This is a genomic window from Salinispora vitiensis (assembly GCF_000378825.1).
GTDB classification, from domain to species: Bacteria; Actinomycetota; Actinomycetes; order Mycobacteriales; family Micromonosporaceae; genus Micromonospora; species Micromonospora vitiensis.
In genome coordinates this window covers 4882268-4897963 of sequence record NZ_KB900388.1, presented here as the reverse complement: position 1 = coordinate 4897963, position 15696 = coordinate 4882268, and the positions used below count along the sequence as shown (strand labels likewise).

13 protein-coding genes are annotated in these 15696 nt (G+C 71.9%); 4 read left to right on the top strand and 9 right to left on the bottom strand.

Annotated elements, in window-relative coordinates; genetic code table 11:
• Positions 1 to 38: 38 nt before the first annotated feature.
• Genes SALPAC2_RS26600 through rimP form a run of 3 tightly spaced genes read right to left on the bottom strand, consistent with a single transcriptional unit; the run spans position 39 to position 2092 of the window.
• On the bottom strand, positions 39 to 371 hold the full coding sequence (locus SALPAC2_RS26600) for a YlxR family protein (protein ID WP_026185061.1): 333 nt from the start codon (positions 369 to 371) through the stop codon (positions 39 to 41).
• A gap of 15 nt (positions 372 to 386) precedes the next feature.
• A complete protein-coding gene (gene nusA / locus SALPAC2_RS0123165; RefSeq protein WP_018219008.1) occupies positions 387 to 1430 on the bottom strand; it encodes a transcription termination factor NusA in 1044 nt (347 codons plus the stop codon).
• Complete coding sequence (gene rimP / locus SALPAC2_RS0123160) at positions 1427 to 2092, bottom strand: ribosome maturation factor RimP (protein WP_018219007.1); 666 nt, start codon at positions 2090 to 2092, stop codon at positions 1427 to 1429. The genes nusA and rimP overlap by 4 nt, the downstream gene beginning before the upstream one ends.
• Before the next feature lie 238 nt (positions 2093 to 2330).
• On the opposite strand from rimP, the gene SALPAC2_RS0123155 reads away from it, so the two are divergent.
• The 3 genes from SALPAC2_RS0123155 to SALPAC2_RS0123145 all read left to right on the top strand — a co-directional run bounded on the left by SALPAC2_RS0123155 (position 2331) and on the right by SALPAC2_RS0123145 (position 3754).
• Positions 2331 to 2771 carry a hypothetical protein gene (locus tag SALPAC2_RS0123155; RefSeq protein ID WP_018219006.1) on the top strand — a complete coding sequence of 147 codons (441 nt, stop codon included), beginning with the start codon at positions 2331 to 2333 and terminating at the stop codon, positions 2769 to 2771.
• Positions 2768 to 3211, top strand: coding sequence for a ferritin-like domain-containing protein (locus SALPAC2_RS0123150; RefSeq protein WP_018219005.1), 444 nt, complete (start codon positions 2768 to 2770; stop codon positions 3209 to 3211). The genes SALPAC2_RS0123155 and SALPAC2_RS0123150 overlap by 4 nt, the downstream gene beginning before the upstream one ends.
• 72 nt (positions 3212 to 3283) lie before the next feature.
• Entirely contained in the window at positions 3284 to 3754 is a 471-nt protein-coding gene (locus tag SALPAC2_RS0123145) for a nitroreductase family deazaflavin-dependent oxidoreductase (RefSeq protein WP_018219004.1), read from the top strand.
• Between the two features lie 10 nt (positions 3755 to 3764).
• On the opposite strand, the gene SALPAC2_RS0123140 is transcribed toward SALPAC2_RS0123145, so the two are convergent.
• From SALPAC2_RS0123140 to pcaF, 5 genes are all read right to left on the bottom strand, one after another.
• Positions 3765 to 4478 (bottom strand): VIT1/CCC1 transporter family protein, encoded by a 714-nt coding sequence (locus SALPAC2_RS0123140; RefSeq protein WP_018219003.1) that lies wholly within the window; start codon positions 4476 to 4478, stop codon positions 3765 to 3767.
• Complete coding sequence (map, locus tag SALPAC2_RS0123135) at positions 4475 to 5332, bottom strand: type I methionyl aminopeptidase (protein WP_026185059.1); 858 nt, start codon at positions 5330 to 5332, stop codon at positions 4475 to 4477. The genes SALPAC2_RS0123140 and map overlap by 4 nt, the downstream gene beginning before the upstream one ends.
• Before the next feature lie 209 nt (positions 5333 to 5541).
• Positions 5542 to 7743: a putative bifunctional diguanylate cyclase/phosphodiesterase gene (locus tag SALPAC2_RS0123130; protein WP_018219001.1), complete on the bottom strand. Its 2202-nt coding sequence runs from the start codon at positions 7741 to 7743 to the stop codon at positions 5542 to 5544.
• 5 nt (positions 7744 to 7748) lie between these two features.
• Positions 7749 to 8567 (bottom strand): SAM-dependent methyltransferase, encoded by an 819-nt coding sequence (locus SALPAC2_RS0123125; RefSeq protein ID WP_026185058.1) that lies wholly within the window; start codon positions 8565 to 8567, stop codon positions 7749 to 7751.
• Between the two features lie 157 nt (positions 8568 to 8724).
• Positions 8725 to 9930, bottom strand: coding sequence for a 3-oxoadipyl-CoA thiolase (gene pcaF / locus SALPAC2_RS0123120; RefSeq protein ID WP_018218999.1), 1206 nt, complete (start codon positions 9928 to 9930; stop codon positions 8725 to 8727).
• Positions 9931 to 10242: 312 nt separating this feature from the next.
• On the opposite strand from pcaF, the gene SALPAC2_RS0123110 reads away from it, so the two are divergent.
• Positions 10243 to 11550: a dicarboxylate/amino acid:cation symporter gene (locus SALPAC2_RS0123110; RefSeq protein WP_026185057.1), complete on the top strand. Its 1308-nt coding sequence runs from the start codon at positions 10243 to 10245 to the stop codon at positions 11548 to 11550.
• A gap of 94 nt (positions 11551 to 11644) precedes the next feature.
• Here SALPAC2_RS0123110 and SALPAC2_RS0123105 read toward each other — a convergent pair whose 3' ends face one another.
• The gene (locus SALPAC2_RS0123105) at positions 11645 to 15361 is read right to left on the bottom strand and encodes an ATP-binding cassette domain-containing protein (protein WP_018218996.1); all 3717 of its coding nucleotides are present in this window, start codon (positions 15359 to 15361) and stop codon (positions 11645 to 11647) included.
• Positions 15362 to 15696: the final 335 nt, after the last annotated feature.

Below are 15696 nucleotides of genomic sequence, written 5' to 3'. Positions count from 1 at the left end.
ACTTGAAGCCTGGTCATTTCTGCGACTTCATCGTGTGCTCATGTCGGTCGTCCTACCTTGCTAGCGACCCGCGTCCGGTCGGGTTGGCCGGACGTCGTGGTTGGCGCATCGAGATGCCTCGCAAGCTCACCGTGGTCGGGGACCCCGGTGACGCGCAGCGCCCGCCCGAAAGCACGACGCCGCACCGCCTGCGTGAAGCAGGCCGGGTCTGGGTGCACGTGCGCCCCCCGACCCGGCATTCTGCGGGCTGGGTCGGGACGGAGGCTGTGACCAGCCCCGGCACCCACCGCGACAACCCGCAGCAGTTCCTTGGTTGACGCTCGAGACCGGCAACCCACACAGGTGCGCTCCGGCAGCGCGCGTCGTACCACTGGGAAAGTCTACCCCTAGCCCCCGGAGATCGCGCGGCCCGGCTCCGGGACGTGATCGACATCGGCGTCGCCCGCCGGACGGGCCGGCTCGACGTCGGAGCGAATATCAATCCGCCAACCGGTCAACCGGGCGGCAAGCCGGGCGTTCTGCCCTTCTCGCCCAATAGCCAGTGAAAGTTGGAAATCCGGCACCGTCACCCGGGCGGTACGGGAGGCCAGGTCAACCACCTCCACCCGGAGGGCCTTGGCTGGCGAGAGCGCGTTGCCGACGAAGGCCGCCGGGTCCTCCGACCAGTCAATAATGTCGATCTTCTCCCCGTGCAGCTCGCCCATGACCGCCCGCACCCGCTGACCCATTGGCCCGATGCAGGCGCCCTTGGCGTTCACCCCCGCCGCGGTGGAGCGGACGGCGATCTTCGTGCGGTGGCCTGCCTCACGGGCGATCGCGGTGATCTCCACCGTGCCGTCGGCGATCTCCGGCACCTCGAGGGCGAAGAGCTTCTTCACCAACGCCGGGTGCGAGCGGGACAGGGTCACCTGCGGACCGCGTACGCCCTTGGCCACGTGCACCACGACGCAGCGCACCCGCTCGCCGTGCGCGTACTGCTCACCGGGGACCTGCTCGGACTGGGGCAGTACCCCCTCCAGCTTGCCCAGGTCCACGCTGACGATGCCCTTCTCGGCACGCGCCTCGTGCGCCTGGACCACCCCGGTCACCAGGTCCCCGTCCCGGCCCACGTACTCGCCGAAATGCACCTCGTCGGTGGCCTCCCGCAGCCGCTGAAGAATCACCTGCTTGGCGGTCATCGCCGCGATCCGACCGAAGTCGTGCGGGGTGTCGTCCCACTCCCGCACCACACCGCCGTCGGGCTCCACCTCCTGGGCGAAGACCAAGGCCGCGCCCGTCTTACGGTCGATCTCCACCCGGGCGTGCGGCTGCGCACCCTCGGTGTGCCGGTACGCCGTCAGCAGCGCGGTCTCAATCGCCGCGAGGATCGTGTCGAACGGGATTTCCCGCTCACGCTCCAGTGCGCGCAGCGCCGCGAGGTCGATGTTCACCTCTCCTCGCCCTCCACATCATCATCGTCGTCGTCGAAATCGCCGGCCTCGTCAGCGCCGTCAGCGCCATCCGCCTCGCCCGGGCGGGTGAACTCGATCTGCACCCGTCCTGGGCCCAACTCGGCGTAGCGCCACGCCGTCCGGCCGGCGTCGGTCTCCAACATCACCTGCTCATCGTCCGCCTCGACCACCCGGCCGGTAACCTGGCGGTCGCCGGCGTCCGGCCCACCCCGCACCAGGACCCGTACCAGCCGGCCGGCGTTCCGCCGCCAGTGCCGGGGGAGGGTGAGCGGGCGGGACACGCCCGGCGAGCTGACCTCGAGTTGGTACTCGCCGGCCACGAGGTCCCCGCGCTCCTCCTCGGCCGCGTCCAGGGCGGCGGAGACGGCCCGCGAGACGTCGGCGACGCCGTCCAGGTCGATACCACCGTCGGCGTCGACAATCACCTGCACCACGTGGCGCCGGCCGGCCCGGGAGATCGACAGCTCCTCCAGGTCGTATCCGGCCGCACCGATGACTGGTTCGACGACCTCGTGCAACCGAGCCCGCCGGCTGGCGAGATCACCGCCGCGGCCGACCCGACCGGCGCTGCGCTGGCCACCCGTACGCCGCGGTCGCGCCGTCGGCCCGGTGGGCCTGGTGGCCCGGCCACGCTGGCTCATCTAGCGCCCCTATCTGCTGTTGGCGGCGCCCGGTCGGTCGCCATAGCCACACGCCACCGGGGCGGACGCGCCGGTGGTTGCGCAGAGCGTAACGCGCTGCCCGTCAGTCGGATGGGCCGGCGCACCGACTCCTGCCAACGCGAGGGGGGCCAACATGGTGTTGACTTGGACGGTGATGGGCAAAACGACGCAGCCGGACCCACTTCCGGACCGAACAATGAGACATTCCCGACGAAAAGTGCTACGAGTAGGCGCCCTCCTGACCCTCGGTAGCGCCGTACCGTCGCTCACCGGCTGTGACCCGTTCAACCAGGAACCAACCCCACCTGACCCACTCGCCCCCATGGTGGATGAGGCGCTCGCGCTCGCCGCGACCTACCGGGACGCCGCCACGACGCACCCCACGCTGGCCGGCCGGCTGGCGCCGATCGCCGAAGCGCACGCCGCGCACGCGGCGGAGCTGGCCCGGATCACCAAGGTGGCCCTACCGTCGGCCACCCCGACCACCAGCACCCCCGCCGACGCCGACGCCGACGCGACCCTCACCGGGCTACGCGAACGCGAGCAGACAGCCGGCGACTCGGCCGCCCGGGCCTGCCTGGCCGCACCGGCCGGGCGGGCCGCGCTGCTCGCCAGCATCGCCGCCGCCCGCGCCAGCCACCTGGAGGCGCTGCAGTGAACACCCCCACCCCGGGCGCGAGTTCCGCCCACGCCGCGGCCCTGACCGCCGAATACGCCGCCATCTGGGCCTACGGCCCGATCGGCGTACGCCTGACCGGCCCCGCCCAGGAGGCGGCCCGCGATGCCGAGGCGACACACCGGCGCCGCCGAGACGACCTGGTGCTGCACCTCACCGACGCCGGTGCCAGCCTCCCGGCCGACCAGGCCGGCTACGCCCTGCCGTTCCCCGTCACCGACGAGGCGAGCGCCCTCCGGCTCGCCGTTGCCGTCGAGGAACGGACGGCGGGGTTCTGGCAGGCGGCGGTGGCCGCCACCAGCGGCGCCGAGCGAGAACGTGCGCTCGCGGCGCTGGTTGACTGTGCGGTGCGGGCCACCCGCTGGCGGCGAACCGCGGGGATCACCCCCCTGACCACGTCCTTCCCCGGAAGGACCGCCTGACCCCGTTCGGCGACGGTCACCGACCGCGGGCCCGGAGCATCGACGCGGGCCGCAGGTCGGCAGAATGCTCCCATGTCCATTCTGGGTTCCCTCACCCGCCGGGTCGGCCACCACCGCTGGTTCAGCACCGCCGCCCGGCTCCTCGTCCCAATCGACCGCGCGGTCGGGCGGCTCAGCCGCGGGCGGGTGGTCGCCCTCGGGCTTCTCCCGTCGCTGGTCATCACCACGACCGGCCGTCGCTCCGGCCAGCCCCGCAGCAACCCCCTGCTGTACGTGCCGGACGGAGACGGCTACGTGGTGGTCGGGTCGAACTGGGGACAGACCCACCAGCCCGCCTGGGCGTTGAACCTGCTCGCCAGCCCCCACGCCGAGGTGGACATCAAGGGGCGCCGCTTTCCGGTACGCGCCGACACGCCCGAGGGCGCCGAGCGGGACCGACTCTGGCAGCTACTGGTGACCGAGTGGCCGGCCTACCAGACCTACGTGCAGCGGGCCGGCGACCGCGAGATCCACCTCTTCCGGCTGGTACCCGTGGCCGGGTAGCCGCCTCCTCCTAAAGCCCGCCCTGAATACCGATCAGCGTGCCGATGCCGTAGGTCGCGGCGGCGGCGAGGCCACCCAGCAGCAGCTGACGCAGGCCCGCCGCCCACCAGCGCCGGCTGGTGAACCGGGCGACGATCGCGCCGGCCAGGAAGAGGCCGAGGCCGCCGACGCCGAGCGCCGGCCAGAGACTGGTGCTGCCGAGCAGATAGGGCAGCAGCGGCACCAGGGCGCCGACGGAGAAGCAGACAAACGACGAGAACGCCGCCGCCCACGGGCTCGGCTGGTCGTCCGGGTTGACGCCCAACTCCTCCCGGACGTGCACCCGCAACGCCTCCTCGGGGTTGCGCCGCACCGCCTCCGCGACCTGCGTCGCGAGCTCCCGGGGCAGGCCGCGGGCCACCCAGGTGTCCGCCAGTTCGCGCGCCTCGACCTCGGGGTGCCGTTCCAGCTCCCGCCGCTCCTTGGCCACCTCCGCGGCGACCTGTTCGTTGGCCGACCGGACGCTGGTGTATTCCCCCAGCCCCATCGAGATGGCGCCGGCAACCAGGCCGGCGGTGCCGGTGAGGAGCACGGCCCGCGCCGACACCCCACCGCCCCCCACCCCCGCGATCAGGGCGATGTTGGTGACCAGCCCGTCCATCGCCCCGAAGACCGCGGGGCGCAGCCAGCCTCCGGAGACGTCCGCGTGGTGTGCCTCCCGCAGCGCCGCCGGAGTCTCGGTCACGGCAGGGTGAGGATCTCGTAGCCGTCGTCGGTCACGAGAATCGTGTGCTCGAACTGGGCGGTCCACTTCCGGTCCTTGGTCACCACGGTCCAGCCGTCATCCCACATGTCGTACTGGTAGGTGCCGAGGGTGATCATCGGCTCGATGGTGAAGGTCATACCCGGCTCCATCACGTCGGTGGGCCGCGGGCTGTCGTAGTGCGGCACGTAGAGCCCGCTGTGGAACGCCTCGCCGATGCCGTGCCCGGTGAAGTCCCGCACCACGCCGTAGCCGAAGCGCTTCGCGTACGACTCGATCACCCGACCGATCACGTTGATCTGCCGACCGGGGGCGACCGCCCGGATGCCTCGCATCGTCGCCTTGTGGGTCCGCTCGACGAGCAACCGGACCTCCTCGCTCACCTCACCCACACAGAAGGTGGCATCGGTGTCGCCGTGCACCCCGTCGAGGAAGGCAGTGACATCGACGTTGATGATGTCACCGTCCTGGAGCACCGTCGAGTCGGGGATGCCGTGGCAGATAACCTCGTTCAGGCTGGTGCAGCAGGACTTGGGGAATCCCCGGTAGCCCAGCGTTGACGGGTAGGCGCCGTGGTCACAGAGGAACTCGTGCACCACCCTGTCGATCTCGTCGGTGGAGATCCCCGGCTTGCAGTGTTCGCCCGCGAGCACAATGGCCTGTGCCGCCAACCGTCCGGCGGCCCGCATCCGCTCGATGGTCTCCGGCGTCTGCACGTGTGATCCACGCCACTGCTTGGGCTCTTTCTTGCCCACGTACTCGGGTCGGGGAATGTGGGCGGGCACCTGTCGCCAGGGAGAGAGCGTGCCAGGGGTCAACGGCGCACGGACGGTCATGGCGCAAGCCTAACGCCGCGACCTCGACACCGCGTGGCGCCCATCGCGCTCCGGACCCTCCCGGACCGGCACTTGCCGCCCGAAATGATTTGCCCCACTGCCCGCCCCGGCCGCATCCTGACTGCGGTGACCAGGCCCGGTCCGGACGGGCCAGCGCCGGGCGCTCGGCAACGCCCGGCGGAGCGGTGGCGCGGGATCCGACCTCTCTCTCACGTACGGTGATCTGCCGTACCCGATGGGTTCCGCGCCACCGCTCCCCGCTCACGGAGCCGGGCCGTGATCTCACCCGCCGGCCCCGGCACACCAAACCAGTAGCCCTGCCCGGTGTCGCACCGCAGTGCCCGCAGCCGCTCGGCCTGCACCCCGGTCTCCACCGCCTCCGCGGTGACCGACAACCCGAGCGCCCGCGCCAGCCGCACCAGGGCGTCCACGATCTGCTCGTCCCGATGGCCGGCCGCCTGCTCCGTTCCGCCCTCGCGAAGTCCCTCCACGAACGGGCCCGCCAACTTCAGCGACCGGATCGGCAACCGGCGCAGGTACGCCAGATTCGAGTAGCCGGTGCCGAAGTCGTCGATGGCCAGCCCCACCCCCAGCCCGGCGAGCCGGTGCAACGCCCGCAGCGGCTCCCCCGCGGTACCCATCACGGCGCTCTCGGTCAGCTCCAGCTGCAGGAGCTCGGCGGGGAGCCCACTGTCGGTCAACGCCTCCGCCACCACGTCCACGATGCCGGGGTGTTCCACCTGACGCGCGGCGAGATTGACGCTGACGACCAGGCGGGTCTCCGGAACCTCGCGTCGCCAGGCGTCGGCGTCCCGGCACGCCCGGCGCAGCACCCACTCCCCCAGTTGGACGATCAACCCGGTCTCCTCGGCCAGCCCGATGAACCGGGCTGGGCCAAGCCGACCCAGCTTGGGATGCTGCCAGCGGACGAGCGCCTCCACCGCCAGCATCGAACCGTCCTGCAGGGAGACGATCGGCTGGTAGTCCAGCACGAACTCATCCCGCTCCAGGGCCGCCGGCAGTCCGGCGGCCAACGTGGATCGGGCGATCTCCCGCGCGCTTCGCTCCCGGTCCCAGACCGCCCACCGGCCACGCCCCTCGGCCTTGGCCCAGTACAGCGTGGTGTCGGCGGCCTTCATCAGCTCCGACGGGTCGGTCGTATGCACCGGGCACTCGACGATGCCGATGCTCGCCGACACCATGAGCTGATGGTCACCGATCCGGATCGGTGCGGCCACGGCCGCGAGTGCGGCCTCCGCGACGCTCACCACGTCGTCGAGGGACTCCCCGTCGTCGACCAGGATGACGAACTCGTCGCCTCCCATCCGGGCCACCAGATGCCCGAACCCGGCGACGCAGTCCGACAACCGGTCGGCGATCACCACGAGCAGCTGGTCGCCCAGATCGTGACCGAGGCTGTCGTTGACCGCCTTGAACCCGTCCAGATCCAGGAAGCAGACCCCGACCGGGTGACCGGCGCCGGCGTTGTCGAAGACCGTCCCGAGGGTGTCGAAGAAGAGGGTCCGGTTGGGCAGGCCGGTGAGCGGGTCGTGCAGTGCCTGAAACCGGAGCCGCTGCTGGAGCTCGTAGCGCTCGGTGATGTCCTCGACCACCGCGACGGTGAACCGGGGTCGGCCGTCGTCAAATCGAACCAGGGACACCGCCAAGTCGGTCCAGACGGTGGTGCCGTCCTTGCGGTAGTACCGCTTCTCGAGCCGGACGGTGTCCCGCTTGCCCTCGATGACCTCCTGGTACAGCTCCCAGATTCCGGCCGCGTCGTCGGGGTGGAACAGCGACGCCACGTTGCGCCGCCGCAACTCCTCGATCGGGTAGCCGAGCATGTCGGCGAAGGCCTGGTTGACGTCGATGATCTGGCCATCGACCAGACCGATGCCGATCCCGATGGCGGCACCGGAGAAGACCGCGCGGAACCGGGCCTCGCTGTCCCGCAACGCCTGTTCCACCTCGTCCCGCGCCTGCCAGGCCGAGCGGGCGATCCGCTCCTGCTGGGTGAAGGTGCGGTCCCGGAGCGCGCCGGCGAAACCGGCTGCCATCGCGCCCTGCAACGCCGCGACCCGGGTCGCCGCCTCCTCCGTACCGACCAAGTCGGGCAGCACCCGGGCGAGGAACCGGTCACCGAGCGCCCGGACCGACCAGTCGAGCACCCCCGGCTCGGTCAGGTGCGCCTCGGCCAGCGCCTGGCCGACCTGGGCCGCGGGCTGGGACGAGAACGGCTCGGCGCGCAGCGCCTGGGCCAGCCGGACGGTGTGCAGGTGCAGCAGCCGCTGGGTCTCCGCAGCACTGAACGGGACGAAGCCGAGCCGGCGTACGGCGCGGGCCCACTCGGCCGCGTACTCCTCGGCGCCGGCCCGGCTACGGTCACGCCCTCCCGACTCCAGGACGACGGCCACCGCGATCAGCCGCCCGGTTGGTCGTGCCGGGCAACCCCGCCGAAGGCACCGAACTGCGCCGGATTGTCATCCACGTCGGAGGCGGAGTCCGGCCGCCACAACGGCATGTGGACCACCCCCGGCTCCAGCAGGGTCCAGTCCCCGAAGAAGCCGGTGATCTCGGCACGGGACCGAAGGGTGATCTCGGTGTCGGTACGCGCCGACAACCGCTGGGCATCGAGCATCTCCTGGGGCTGGTCCTCGAAGGTGGAGTGTGAGAGCACCAGACAACTTCCGGGCGCGGCGGCGGCCCGGAGCGTGGCGAGGAGGTCGCCCGGGCGATCGTCGTCGCCGATGAAGTGCACCACCCCGGCGAGCAGAATGCCCATCGGCCGGTCAAAGTCCAGCAGCTTCAGCTCCCGGGCCTGCGCCAGGATCTGCTCGGGACCGCGCAAATCGGCGTGGATGACCCCGGTCCGGTCGTTGCCCAGCAGCAGCTCCCGACTGTGCGCCACCGCGACCGGGTCGATGTCGACGTAGACGATCCGGGCGTTCGGGTTGACCGCCTGGGCCACCTCGTGCACGTTACCGACGGTCGGGATACCGGAGCCGATGTCGAGGAACTGGTCGATGCCCTCGTGCAGCAGCACCCGGACCGCGCGGCGGAGAAACTCACGGCCTGCGCGCATGGTGCCGGCGAGGTTCGGCGTCATGCTGGCGATCTGCTCGGCGAGTTGCCGATCGATCTCGAAATTGTGGGCCCCGCCGAGAAAGTAGTCATACACCCGGGCCGCGCTCGGGCGAGAAAGGTCTATCTCAGCGGGAAGTCCATCCTGCTTCTGCACAGTGCTACACCCCAGTTCGTCGCCGCGGTGCGGGAGGGTACCGGTGTCGAGGGCGCGTGCGGACACGCGGAGGTCACCGGCCGACCCGCGGATCATCAGGTGCCCACAACTGTAGGCGTGCGTCAATGCGGGCGGGAGGGCGTGGGCGGGTCACCGGTCATCCCGCCGACTCCAACAGCAGCGAGATGCCCTGGCCCACCCCGACACACATGGTGGCCAGCGCCCGCCGGCCGCCCCGGCGCCGCAGCTCCAGGGCAGCGGTCAGCGCCAGCCGGGCCCCACTCGCGCCGAGCGGATGCCCCAACGCGATCGCGCCCCCGTTCGGGTTGACCTGCTCGGCGTCCGCCGGCAGACCCAGTTCCCGCAGGACCGCCACCGCCTGCGCCGCGAACGCCTCGTTCAGCTCGACCACGTCCAGGTCGCCCACCGCCAGGCCGAACCGGTCGAGGAGCCGGCGGGTGGCGGGCACCGGGCCGACGCCCATCACCCGCGGCGGTACACCGGCTGCGGCGGAGCCGACGACCCGGGCCAACGGGTTCAGGTCGTACCGGGTCAATGCCGCCTCGGAGGCCACCAGCAGCGCCACCGCGCCGTCGTTGACACCGGACGAGTTACCGGCGGTGATCGTGCCCCCCGCCCGGAACGGGGTGGGCAGCGCGGCCAGTTTCGCCAGCGACGTCTCCCGCGGATGTTCGTCGACCTCGATCAGCGTCGTCCCCCGCCGACCGGCCGGAGCCGACACCGGCACGATCTCCTCGGCGAGCCGACCGTCGGCCTGGGCCTTGGCCGCGCGCTGCTGGGAGCGGTACGCGAACTCGTCCTGGGTGGCCCGCGCGACACCGTACTCGGCGGCCACGTTCTCCGCGGTCTCCGGCATCGAGTCGATACCCCACCCCTGTTCCAGCAACGGGTTGACCAGCCGCCAGCCGATGGTGGTGTCGTAGACCTCCGCGTTACGGGAGAACGCGGTCTCGGCCTTGGGCAACACGAACGGCGCCCGGCTCATGCTCTCCACCCCGCCGGCCAGCACCAGGTCGGCCTCGCCAGCGACGATGGAACGGGCGGCGAGGGCGAGGGCGTCCAGGCCAGAGCCGCAGAGCCGGTTGACCGTGCTGCCGGGGACCTGCTCGGGCAGCCCGCCGAGCAGCGCCGCCATCCGGGCCACGTTGCGGTTGTCCTCGCCGGCCTGGTTCGCGCAGCCCAGGATCACGTCGTCGGTCCGGGCCCAGTCCACCGTCGGGTATCGCGTCACCAACTCCCGGATCACGTGGGCGGCTAGGTCGTCGGGGCGGACGCCGGCGAGCGCCCCGCCGTATCTCCCGATCGGGGTACGGACACCAGCCACCAGATATGCCACGGTCATCGCGAGTCCTTCGGGGGTGGGAAGGTCGGGGGATGGAACGGACCCGGATCCCGGGCAACGCTCCGGCGTCAGAATATCGACGCCCGGACCAGCGGGGTCGCAGGTACCCGAGCCACCCGGGTGGGGATGGTCACCGGTCAGCTACTCCCCGGATCACGGAGAACGGTGTATCGTCATCCGGCAATGACCAACGTCTGGAATCTCACCGTGCGCTTGTACGTCGACCTTCGACGGCAGGCCAGCGGTATCTGTCCGGCGCGGCCGCAGCTCTGACGCCGCCCGTACTTTCGTTCTTCCAGACTTGGACATTTTATGCGCAAAATCCCTTTTTCCGTGCAGATCCTGCTCGGCCTCGCCCTCGGCGTGGCCCTCGGCTACCTCGCCCGGGCCGGTGAGCTGAGCTGGCTGGCCACCGGCCTCGACACCGTCGGTGGCCTCTTCGTCCAGCTGCTCAAACTCGCCGTGCCACCCCTGGTCTTCACCGCCATCGTGATCAGCGTGGTCAGTCTGCGGGGCGTGGCCAACGCCGCCCGGCTGGCGCTGCGCACGCTGCTCTGGTTTGGTGCCACCGCGCTCATCGCGGTCAGCGTCGGCATCGGCCTCGGGCTCCTCACCAACCCCGGCCGCGGGGTCACCCTGGACCTGGCTGACGCCACCGCCCCGACCAGGACCGGCTCCTGGACCGACTTCCTCACCGGCATCATCCCGACCAACCCGGTCGGCGCGTTCGTCGAGGGCAACGTCCTCCAGATCGTCTTCCTCGCCCTCGTCATCGGCGCGGCGGCCCTGCTGGTCGGCCCGCCCGCCGAGCCGTTCGTCGAACTCAACCGGGCCCTCCTGACGATCGTCCAGAAGGCGCTGTGGTGGGTGATCCGGCTCGCCCCGATCGGGACCCTGGGCCTGATCGGTAACGCCGTCGCCACCTACGGCTGGGACCTGCTGGCCCCGCTGGCCCGCTTCACCACCGCCGTCTACGTCGGCTGCGCGATCGTGCTGTTCGTGGTCTACCCGCTGCTGCTGCTCGGCGCCGGCCGGCTCAACCCGCTGCGCTTCTTCGCTGGCGCCGCACCGGCGATCCAGCTGGCCTTCGTCTCCCGCTCCTCGGTCGGCACCATGCCGGTGACCCAGCGCGCGGTGGAGCGGCTGGGGGTCCCCCGCGAGTACGCCTCGTTCGCGGTCCCGTTCGGCGCCACCACGAAGATGGACGGCTGCGCGGCGATCTACCCGGCCCTGGCCGCGATCTTCGTGGCGCAGGTCTTCGGGGTGGAGCTGGGCGTCACCGACTACCTGCTGATCGCCTTCGTCTCCGTGGTCGGCTCGGCGGCGACCGCCGGCCTCACCGGCGCGATCGTCATGCTCACGCTGACGCTGAGCACACTCGGCCTGCCACTGGCCGGCGCGGGCCTGCTGCTGGCCATCGACCCCATCCTGGACATGGTCCGCACCGCGACCAACGTCGCCGGGCAGGCGCTCGTACCGACGATCGTGGCGGCCCGGGAGGGCACCCTGGACCGGACCGCGTACGACGCGGCCGGCCGCCGGAGCCTGATTGACGAGGACCCGGCCGAGCGCGACTCCGGGCCCGGCCAACACGAGGAACCGGCCCTGGCCCCCGCCTGAGCGGATCCCCACCCGGCTCCGCCCTGATGCTGGGGCGGAGCCGGCGTCGGTCCCGACGGGCTCGGCCGGCACCGCCCAGCACCGGGGCTTCCCGTCAGCCGGCCAGATGGGACCACTGATTCGCCAGTTCATCCCAACGCCCCTGGTCGGCCACCCGCCCGTCCTCCAACACCAGGACGTGGTCGGCGCGGAGCAACGCCGCCCGTTTCGAGGTCGACCCCAACACCGTGACCCCGTGCCGTCGCAGCGCCGCCCAGAGCGCCAGCTCCGTGGTGACATCCAGCGCGGAGGAGACGTCGTCGGCGACCAGCAACTCGCTTCCCGGGGCGAGCGCCCGGGCCAGTGCGAGCCGCTGCAGCTGCCCGCCCGACAGCCGGGTGCCCTTGTGCCCGATGACCAGCCCGAGACCGGCCCCGGTGGCCGCCAGGTCCGGCTCGAGCTGGGCGGTCGACGCCGCCGCGCCAGCGTCCACTGGGAAGCCGAGGGTGATGTTGTCGCCGACCGTCCCGGAGAGCACCCGGGGTTGCTGACCGACGTAGCTGACCTGGTGCGGGCGGAGAAACAGCTCCGGCTCCGTCACCGTTACGCCGTTCCACAGCAGCCGGCCGGTGTGCGGCACGATCCCGGCGAGGGCCCGCAGCAGCGACGACTTGCCCGACCCGACCGGACCGACCACCAAGACGAGCTGGCCGCGTTCGACCGTCAGGTCGACATCGCGGACCACCGTCACCCCATCCCGGTGGCGAACCCCGAACCCGGCCAACTCGAGCCGACGCAGCGGGTGCCGGGCCGGTGGCGACGGCGACGGAGCGCTACCGGCGGCCGGGTCGACCCCCGGCAGCCCCGCCGAGTACACCGGCGCCCCGGTCATCGCCACCGTCCGCTGGGTCCACACCCGAGCCGACGGCACCTGGGAGAGCAGCGACGCCGCGGTCCAGGCGATCCAGCGCGCCGCGACGAGGGTGGAGACGGCGACCAGGGTCGCGCCGGCCGACAGAACACCGGCCAGGAACAGCGCCCACGCGCCGATCGGTAGCAGCCCGCTGACCACCGACGGCGTGGAGCGGGACCACACCTGGGTGGATATCTCCCGACGCTGGCGCTCGCTGCGGACAGCGTCCAGGCCGGCGAGGTGGTCGAGCACCGGCCCGGTCGCGCCGGCCAGCTTCACCGTCCGCGCGGCGGAGAGCCCGGAGACCAACGCGGTCGCGTACGCGGCCCGCGCCGTCACCGTCGCCCGTGCGCTGCGCTCCAGGGCCGGGCCGAACAGGGCGGCGACCAGCGCGGACACCAGCATCGTCCCGAGGAAGAAGAGTCCGGGTACGACGCTGCCGGAGATAACGGTCATCGCCACCAGCAGGGCCAGGCCGAAGAGCTGGTCCACCATGTTGTCGGCCAGCTCCACGACCCGTTCGGTGTCACCGCCCTGGGCAACCACCTCGGCGGGGGTGTAGCCGCTGACCCGCCGGGGCCCGGTCTGCCCATGCACCAGCCGGAGGTTGATCCGCAGCATCTGCCGCACCCACCAGTACTGGAACCACAGCGTCGTGTACCAGTGGAAGGGCAGCGTGACCAGCAGCCCGGCCGCGATGCCGAGCGCCGGCAGCCACGGCTCGCCGACCCCGTCAACCACGTCCGCCCAGAGCCACGGCAGCACCGGGCCGTCCAGGCCGACCAACACCAGCACCACGAAGGGCACCATGGCCGCCAGCCCGTACCGTGGGTCGTTGCCGAGCAGCCGGAAGACCTCCCGCAGCGTTCGGCCGAGGGACGCCACCGCTGGCGGCGAGGTATCCCCCGCCGGCGGCCCGCCTTCTCCGGCGGTCGGCGAGCCATCCACGACGGACGGCGGGAGGTCCACGGGGGGCGGCGAGACGTCCACAGCTGGGGATGGGACGTCCACGGGGGGCGGCGAGGTGGGCTTCGCCGGGACGGTGACCGGGCCGAGTTCGGGTCGGGCGTCCGGCTTCGGGCCGTTCAGCAGCCCGACCCCGCTACCGCTGGCAGGGCCGGGGCCACCGCCGCCAACGCCGACCTGGACGGGCGTGTGGACGCCGGTGCTGACGGGAGTGATAGCCGGGGTGACGTCGTCGCTGGTGACGTCGTCGCTGATGACGGCGGCGGGCGTGACGGCGGCGGGGGTGACGGCGTCACTGATGGCCAGCAGTTCGGCGAAGCGCCCCGACTCCCGCAGCGGTCCGGCCTCCAGCACCGCGCCGTCCGCCAGCACCACCACCTCGTCGCAGTGCCGGACCGAGGAGAGCCGGTGCGCGATGACGATCCCGATCCGGTCGCGCAGCAGCCGTTCGGTGGCCGCCTGCACCCGCGACTCGGTGACCGGGTCGAGCCGGGCGGTCGCCTCGTCCAGGATCACCACCTGCGGGTCCCGCACCAAAATCCGGGCGAACGCGACCAGCTGCTCCTGACCGGCGGAGAGGACGTGCCCACCCTCGCCGAGCCGGGTCCGCAGCCCGTCGGGGAGTTCCGTGGCCCAGCCGTCCAGGCCCAGTTCGCGTAGGGCATCGGCGGCGGCGTCGATAAGATCCGGGTCGAAGAGGGCAATGTTCTCCGCGAGGGTGCCGGCCAGAATCTCGGTACGCTGCGGCACCACCGCCACCCAGCGACGCAGCTTCTCGACATCGATGTCGCGCAGATCCCGGCCACCGAGCAGGACCGTCCCAGCCGGTACGTCGACCGCCCGGGTGAGCACCTTCGCCAGCGTGGACTTACCCGAACCGGTCCGACCGACCAGGGCGTACGACCGGCCGCGGGTGAAGGTGAGGTGGATGTCGCGCAGGGCCGGCCCACCGCTGCCCTCGGCCACCGGGTACTCGAAGGTCAGACCCCGCACCGTCAGGTCGCCGTCAACCGGGGCCAGCCCGCCCACCGGCTCCTGCGGGGAACCCGCCAGCAGCCGTACGCGGCCCCAGGCACCGAGGGCGTACTGCAGCTCCGGCACCAGCCGGCTGACGTGCTCGACGGTCGCGCCGAAAGCGACGGCGAGCAGCCACACGGCGGTCAGCCGGGCGCCGTCCACCCGACCGCTGGCCAGCGCCCACGCTCCGGCGAGCACCACCGCGGCGATCCCGACGCTGGTGACACCGACCGCGGTGGTGGTGACCCGGGCCGACATCCGCCACACCGGCATCCCCCGGGCGAGCACGGCCGCCGCCCGCGTGGCCCAGAGCCGCAGCACGTACGGCTGGGCGAGGCTGGTCCGCACGTCATCCTGGCCGTGGACGGCCTCCTCCATCACCGCGGCCAGGTCGGACCAGGCCGCCTCCTCGGCCATCCGGGCTGGGACAATACGCGCGGTGGGCCGGCGCAGGCCGACGGCGAGGACACCGGCGAGCAGCAGCATGGTCAGCCCGGCCGGCCACCAGACGCCCAGTGCGACGACCGCGGAGAGCAGGCCCGCGGTCAGCATCTGGGCGATGCGGATACCCTGCGATCGGATTCCGGCGGCAACGTCATAGACGTCGCCGTCGATCCGGTCAAGCAGCTCGCCGACCGGCGTCGCCTCCAAGGTGGGCAGGTCCTGCCCGAAGGCGACCCGGCAGAGCCGGCGTCGGACGGCGGCGGACCAGTCGGCGGTCACCCCGGCCAGCACCAGATTGACCACGAGGGCGCTGACCACGGCGGCGACCAGCGCCACCGCGAGTAAGACGAAGGCGCCGACGGAGCGGTGCACCAGGACCGGTCCGGCCAAGGCGGCGGCAGCGGCCTGACCGCCGGCCCCGAGCAGGACCAGGATGCCCACGATCGTCATGCGGCGGGGCGCGGTGGCCCACAGGTCACGGAGCAGACGCACGGGAAGCCCTAACGACGAGCGGCGCTGGAACGCCCAGCCTCGCCCGGCGGGGACCCGTCGCTCAACGCATTTTGGGCCCCGTCAACGGGAGCCCCCGTCGGAAGCACCAGCCAAATTGACTGCGAGAGCCGGATCGGCAGCAGATCACGCTCCGCATTGTCTGGGGGCTCTTTAGCGCGAAATTTCCTGGTGTCTGGTTGATATCGGTCTGGGGTGTGACCGGGGGCATCGTGGTGGTGGAATCTCGGCGGGCGTCGCGGCGTTACACCTTGCGTACGGCCGTGGAGGTGGCCCGCTCGGGCGGGTGACACCGGGTGAGGTCGCCGGGAATGCTG

Excerpts from the sequence above, each read along its gene's own strand:
- pcaF (WP_018218999.1), bottom strand. The coding sequence starts at position 9,930 with ATGACCGTGGCATATCTGGTGGCTGGTGTCCGTACCCCGATCGGGAGA.
- SALPAC2_RS0123110 (WP_026185057.1), top strand. The coding sequence starts at position 10,243 with ATGCGCAAAATCCCTTTTTCCGTGCAGATCCTGCTCGGCCTCGCCCTC.
- rimP (WP_018219007.1), bottom strand. The coding sequence starts at position 2,092 with ATGAGCCAGCGTGGCCGGGCCACCAGGCCCACCGGGCCGACGGCGCGA.
- SALPAC2_RS0123145 (WP_018219004.1), top strand. The coding sequence starts at position 3,284 with ATGTCCATTCTGGGTTCCCTCACCCGCCGGGTCGGCCACCACCGCTGG.
- map (WP_026185059.1), bottom strand. The coding sequence starts at position 5,332 with ATGACCGTCCGTGCGCCGTTGACCCCTGGCACGCTCTCTCCCTGGCGA.